The 5,783-nt window shown below is 39.8% G+C and carries 6 protein-coding genes; all 6 read left to right on the forward strand.

Annotated elements, in window-relative coordinates; translation table 11 throughout:
- Window positions 1–222 precede the first annotated feature (222 nt).
- The 6 genes from rsfS (at window position 223) to Q1V93_RS12440 (ending at window position 5,630) form a co-directional block, all read left to right on the forward strand.
- Window positions 223–600, forward strand: a complete 378-nt coding sequence (rsfS, locus tag Q1V93_RS12415) for a ribosome silencing factor (protein ID WP_300665160.1) — start codon at window positions 223–225, stop codon at window positions 598–600.
- Window positions 601–609: 9 nt separating this feature from the next.
- Window positions 610–2,709, forward strand: a complete 2,100-nt coding sequence (gene ftsH / locus Q1V93_RS12420) for an ATP-dependent zinc metalloprotease FtsH (protein WP_300665162.1) — start codon at window positions 610–612, stop codon at window positions 2,707–2,709.
- Window positions 2,710–2,764: 55 nt separating this feature from the next.
- On the forward strand, window positions 2,765–3,646 hold the full coding sequence (locus Q1V93_RS12425; protein ID WP_300665165.1) for a phosphatidate cytidylyltransferase: 882 nt from the start codon (window positions 2,765–2,767) through the stop codon (window positions 3,644–3,646).
- Window positions 3,647–3,655: 9 nt separating this feature from the next.
- Window positions 3,656–4,318, forward strand: a complete 663-nt coding sequence (locus Q1V93_RS12430) for a phosphatidylserine decarboxylase family protein (protein ID WP_300665167.1) — start codon at window positions 3,656–3,658, stop codon at window positions 4,316–4,318.
- Window positions 4,319–4,357: 39 nt separating this feature from the next.
- Window positions 4,358–4,567 (forward strand): hypothetical protein, encoded by a 210-nt coding sequence (locus Q1V93_RS12435; RefSeq protein WP_300665169.1) that lies wholly within the window; start codon window positions 4,358–4,360, stop codon window positions 4,565–4,567.
- Between the two features lie 481 nt (window positions 4,568–5,048).
- The gene (locus Q1V93_RS12440; RefSeq protein WP_300665170.1) at window positions 5,049–5,630 is read left to right on the forward strand and encodes a hypothetical protein; all 582 of its coding nucleotides are present in this window, start codon (window positions 5,049–5,051) and stop codon (window positions 5,628–5,630) included.
- Window positions 5,631–5,783: the final 153 nt, after the last annotated feature.

Below are 5,783 nucleotides of genomic sequence, written 5' to 3' on the forward strand. Positions count from 1 at the left end.
CCCTCTTTGACCCCTTCCTGCGGTTTGATGCTCTGCCAAAATTACAGTTCCATGTGCCAATTTCCCCTCTGAAAGCAGCTTGGCAGCATAATTGTTGGTAGAGTCAACCTCATGCAATTGGATAATTTGTTGACCAATCATGTTTTATTAACAAGTATTTGCATTTAACAATCACACAAATCAAGCTAATAAATGCTTAGATTTGTACTTACAAAATTACGAATGTATAAATTAAAAAAAGACATAGATTCTAAAGTACTTTGCGACGCGATCGTTGAAGGTATGCAAGAAAACAAAGCGAAAGACATCGTTGTACTTGACCTACGAAACATTTCAAATGCAGTTACTGACTTTTTTGTAATCTGCTCCGGAGAATCAAATGTTCAGGTAGATGGTATCGCATCAACAGTTACACGCCACACCCGAAAGGAATTACAGGAAAAACCATGGCACCAGGAAGGAAAAAACTCTTCCGAATGGGTTCTTCTGGATTACGTAAGTGTTGTGGCTCACATTTTTTACAAAGACGCACGTCATTTTTATGAATTAGAAGATTTATGGTCCGATGCCCTTCGGACTGATGTTCCTAATTTGCATTAACTCTATTTTATGGCTGAAAATAACAACTCAAACAAACCGAAAAGGAATCCTTATGCGATTTACTGGATTTATGCCGTGATCGTACTTGGAATTATTGTTGCCGCATATTACAACGGTTCTTCAGACACACCTTTACGTAACATCAATACATTCTATTCGTTGGCAGATTCAAGTATGATCGCCGATGTGAGAGTCGTAAACCGATCCCGTGTTGACTTCAAACTGAATGAAAACGGTGAGAAATTCGTGAAAGCAAATCCGAAAGGAGAATTCAAGTATATCAAAGCAGCTTTGGAGAAAAAACGCAATGCAATTTCTCAAAGAGGTTCTCCCGCTTTCTCTATTGACATTGTGGATGCAGGAAACTTTGAAACAAAACTGGATCAGATCAACGAGCGTTTGACTGCCAAAGGAAAACCGGCACTTTCTGCTCCTCCTGTTGAAGAAGTGAATTACTTCAGTTCTATCATCGGATTCCTGTTACCGATTTTGATTATCGTATTGATCTGGGTATTCGTTATGCGACGCATGTCAGGCGGTGGTGGTGGTGCCGGAGGACAAATCTTCAACATCGGAAAATCGCGTGCACAGGTTTATGAAAAAGGAAAATCTACCAATGTTACCTTCAAGGATGTAGCAGGATTGGAAGGTGCGAAGGAAGAAATTCAGGAAATCGTTGAGTTCCTGAAACAACCGCAACGCTATACCGAACTGGGAGCAAAAATCCCGAAAGGAGCTTTGTTGGTAGGACCTCCGGGAACCGGTAAAACCTTACTTGCGAAAGCTGTGGCAGGTGAAGCAAAGGTTCCGTTCTTTTCACTTTCCGGATCGGATTTTGTGGAAATGTTCGTAGGAGTCGGAGCATCCCGTGTACGTGACTTGTTCCGCCAGGCAAAAGAAAAAGCACCTGCAATCATTTTCATTGATGAAATTGATGCGATTGGCCGTGCAAGAGGTAAAAACAATGGTTTCAACTCGAACGACGAACGTGAAAATACCCTGAACCAGTTATTGACTGAAATGGATGGTTTCGGAACAAACTCCGGAGTAATCATTCTTGCGGCTACAAACCGTGCAGATGTCCTGGATTCAGCATTGATGCGTGCAGGTCGTTTTGACCGTCAGATTTATGTTGACATGCCGGATTTAAATGAGCGTAAGGAAATCTTCCAGGTTCACTTAAAGCCATTGAAGCTGGATAAAAACATGGATGTTGACTTCTTAAGTAAACAAACTCCGGGATTCTCGGGTGCTGATATTGCAAACTTATGTAACGAAGCAGCTTTGATCGCTGCACGTAAAAACAAAAAGTTTGTTGAGAAACAAGATTTCTTAGATGCGGTAGACCGTATTATCGGCGGTTTGGAGAAGAAAAACAAGATCATCACCAAAGAAGAAAAACGTGCCATTGCATTCCATGAAGCAGGTCATGCTACTGCATCCTGGTTATTGGAACACGCGCATCCATTGGTAAAAGTAACAATCGTTCCCCGCGGACGTTCTTTGGGAGCTGCATGGTATCTTCCGGAAGAGCGCCAGATTACAACCACGGAGCAAATCCTGGATGACATGTGTTCTGCATTGGGCGGGCGTGCTGCTGAGCAATTGATGTTCGGAAAAATTTCAACCGGAGCTTTGAGCGATTTGGAAAAAGTAACCAAACAAGCTTATGCAATGGTTTCCATTTACGGTTTGAACGAACGTGTCGGAAATATTTCTTACTACGATTCCCAGGGAAGAGATGCTTTTACAAAACCTTATTCTGAAGATACAGCTCGTATCATTGACGAAGAGGCAAGTAAACTGATCGAAACGCAATACCAGCGTGCTTTGAAAATTTTGGGTGAGAACAAAGACAAATTGACTGCTTTGGCAAACAAATTGTTGGAAAAAGAAGTCATTTTCAAAGAAGATTTGGAAGAGATTTTCGGAAAACGTTTGTGGAATTCGGAAGAAGAAGTGAATGTAGCAATCAACACTCCTCCGAGTGAAGATTCAACAACCAACTTCGTAGCTGAAGAGGAAACTCAAAAAGACGACAACCCGGATTCAGGTATGATCAATCCGACGATTGAACCGTTAGATAACAGTAAGAATTCAGAAGAGTAATAAACTTTAAAGAGCTCCCGTTTCGGTTCAACTGAGACGGGAGTATTTTTTTCCGATGAAAGATGTATTGATACGCTCCGTTTTCGGGGCTTTATTTTTGATGGTCGTTTTCACTCCTTTCGTTTACGATGTGAGACACAATGCCAACCTGCTGAACCTGGTGTTTTATGTATTCACCATGCTGGGAACCCATGAATTGGCCGAAATGAGCAAGAAAAGTACGTTCAAACACACAATGAAATTGCCGGCTCTGTTATTGGTCACAGCGCTTTTCATGCCGCTTTTGATCGAAACCGCCAGAGGTTTTTTCCCCTTACTCTTCAACCCGGTTTGGCAGTATTTTGTGGAAACACCTGCTCTTTTTGTTCTTTGGGGCATTTTGATCATCAGTATTTTGGTGATGTCTTACTGGATCTTCAAAAAGGAAAAGATCGATTTCGTCTTTAAAAACCCGTTTGTATTCAACTTCTTCTACCCCGTTTTACCGATGTGGGTTCTGGCTATTGCCTACACGCTGACAAACAGTTTCGACAAGCAAATGCTGTTAATTGTACTATTGCCGATTTACCTGAATGACACACTGGCGTATGTTTCCGGACGCATTTTCGGAAAAAGACCGCTTTTACCAAGTGTTTCTCCTAAAAAAACATGGGAAGGCTTCATCGGAGGATTGATCGGAGCAGCAGTAGTGATGCTTGCCATTCTGTATTTTGTCGGTTATTTCACGACAATCAATGCAATTGCAATTACCGGAGTTTCTGTTTTGGCAAGTATTTTAGCAACCTTGGGCGACCTGTTTGAAAGCAAATTAAAACGTTCCATCGACATCAAAGATTCCGGAAATATTCTTCCCGGACACGGTGGAATTCTGGACAGAATTGACGCGATGCTTTTCGTAGCTCCCGTTTTATATGTACTTTTGATACTCATTAGTTAACGAAAAAACATGACACTTCACAGAGAAGGAACAACTACAATTATCATTGCAGTCATTATTCTTGGATTGATACAATGGGGAAATTACTGGCTCTATACAAAAACTGACTGGCTTTGGTTATTTTTATTACTGTCTGCCGGAGCCTTAGTGATGCTCTATTTGGTCGTACAATTTTTTAGAATCCCGAAACGCACTTTTTCTTTCACAGACTCGGATATTTTATGTCCGGCTGACGGAAAAGTGGTTGTGATAGAAGAAGTAGAAGAAACAGAATATTTCAAAGACAGACGCATCCAGGTTTCGATCTTCATGTCTCCGTTAAACGTTCACGCCAATTATTTCCCGATCAGTGGATTGGTGAAATACGTGAAATATCACAAGGGCTTGTTTTTGGTTGCGTGGCATCCAAAAAGTTCTACAGACAATGAAAGAAGTACGGTTGTCGTTCAGCACTCTTCCGGTCAGGAAGTATTGTTCCGCCAGATCGCGGGAGCTGTAGCAAGACGTATTTGTTATTATGCAAAAGAAGGGCAAACAGCAGAAACCGGCCAGGAATTCGGATTTATCAAGTTCGGTTCGCGCGTGGATGTCTTTTTACCTCTTGGCACGAAATTAGATGTTAAAATTGATCAAGATGTGAAGGCTAAGCTAACGAAGCTTGGTTCATTCTAAATATTAGTTGTATTTTTATTGAAATTAAAACATTGAATCATGAAAAAAGCATTTGTTGCACTAACTTTATTGATGTTCGTAGGTTCCGTAAGCGCTACAGCTTATGCAGCTTCAAATAATAGTACTGCAGTTTCTATCGTTAAGCATGACGATAAAAAAGGCAAGAAAAAGAAAGGTAAAAAAGGCGCTACTTGCTCTGCTGAGAAATCAGGAGGTTCTTGCTGCCAGAAGAAAACTGAGCAAAAATAAGAAACGAATTTTTGAACATAAAAGAAGGGACGCGATGTATCGGGGATTAATCAGAATGCGCACCCAACATAAAATTTATATTTCAAGAATACAAATTGAGCTGCTTCTTATGAGGCAGCTCAATTGTTTTTATAGCGACAGGCCAAGGAATCGAACCTTGCTTCCCCTAGCCAGAAGATTTGTTTGGTGTCCCTTGCGCTTTACGTTCTCATAGGCACCTGTCGGAAGGGATGGCCTGTCCAGATAGAGAAATTAGCAATTCAACACTTAATTTAAAAATGCCTGACAGCATTACGTGGTAAACAACTTTGTAAAGGACTTCTTTCATACTTAAGTGTTTAAACGGATTTAAAATTAATTCTGACAGAAGTACCAAGACGACCGTATGCAAGGGCCAAGATTCCAAACAACTCAACCAACCAAGACCTTAAATTTCTTTGATGGGTGGATTAAGATAAGGAATTTTTTGCGAGATTCGAACATGGCAAAGAAAGAATACGAAAAAGAGGATTGGCAAATATTTAGAGGTGAAATTTTAGAACTTGTAATTCTCTATAATCAGATTAAGGAATATTCAGATTTCGACAAAGATTTAGCAAAGCATATCAAAAGCTTCTTCTTCTTATCCAGGAATAATGCAATTGCTGCTTTTTTCATAAAAGTTGGCTTTGTTTTGGAGGATGGAACTCCCACTCTAAGAAATTTTCTTTCAGAAGAAGATATTCTAGAATTACTAGATTCTTACAGGCCAAAAATCAAACGAATAAGAGACAAGTTTTATGCTCATAATAATAAAGCATCTGTAGCTTCTGTGAAGCTAACAAATGAGGAAGTTGATGAGTTGTATAACAAAATCATTTCAAAGTGTCAAAAGATTGATGACAAATACGATGACTCTTATGTTTATTCCTTTGTTGGAAATTCTGAAGGAATAAAAAGCATTAAGCACATCATCGAAGCCAGTAATGAGTTATTTGATTTGAAAGAAAGTGTAATTGCAACTAATTTGGAAGCTACTCTAAAAATGGACAGACTAACTGGAAAATTTCATATTTCTGAGTGAATCTTATTCTTTTTCGTATTCTCTCAGCTTGACCATATACTTGGCCAGCTAAGAAGTTAGTGTTTCAATTTACGAGTTTGTTGGTGGATTCGATTTAGAAGTTCCTGGCAATCTACAGAATCTCTTTCTGATTCAATCATTCCTTGAATTGCA

Origin of the sequence: Fluviicola sp., assembly GCF_030151805.1 — a bacterium.
In the GTDB taxonomy this organism is placed as follows: domain Bacteria; phylum Bacteroidota; class Bacteroidia; order Flavobacteriales_D; family Crocinitomicaceae; genus Fluviicola.

Bases quoted from the DNA above. Each gene is read 5' to 3' on its own strand.
- rsfS (WP_300665160.1), top strand. From the start codon at position 223: ATGTATAAATTAAAAAAAGACATAGATTCTAAAGTACTTTGCGACGCG.
- ftsH (WP_300665162.1), top strand. From the start codon at position 610: ATGGCTGAAAATAACAACTCAAACAAACCGAAAAGGAATCCTTATGCG.
- Q1V93_RS12425 (WP_300665165.1), top strand. From the start codon at position 2,765: ATGAAAGATGTATTGATACGCTCCGTTTTCGGGGCTTTATTTTTGATG.
- Q1V93_RS12430 (WP_300665167.1), top strand. From the start codon at position 3,656: ATGACACTTCACAGAGAAGGAACAACTACAATTATCATTGCAGTCATT.
- Q1V93_RS12435 (WP_300665169.1), top strand. From the start codon at position 4,358: ATGAAAAAAGCATTTGTTGCACTAACTTTATTGATGTTCGTAGGTTCC.
- Q1V93_RS12440 (WP_300665170.1), top strand. From the start codon at position 5,049: ATGGCAAAGAAAGAATACGAAAAAGAGGATTGGCAAATATTTAGAGGT.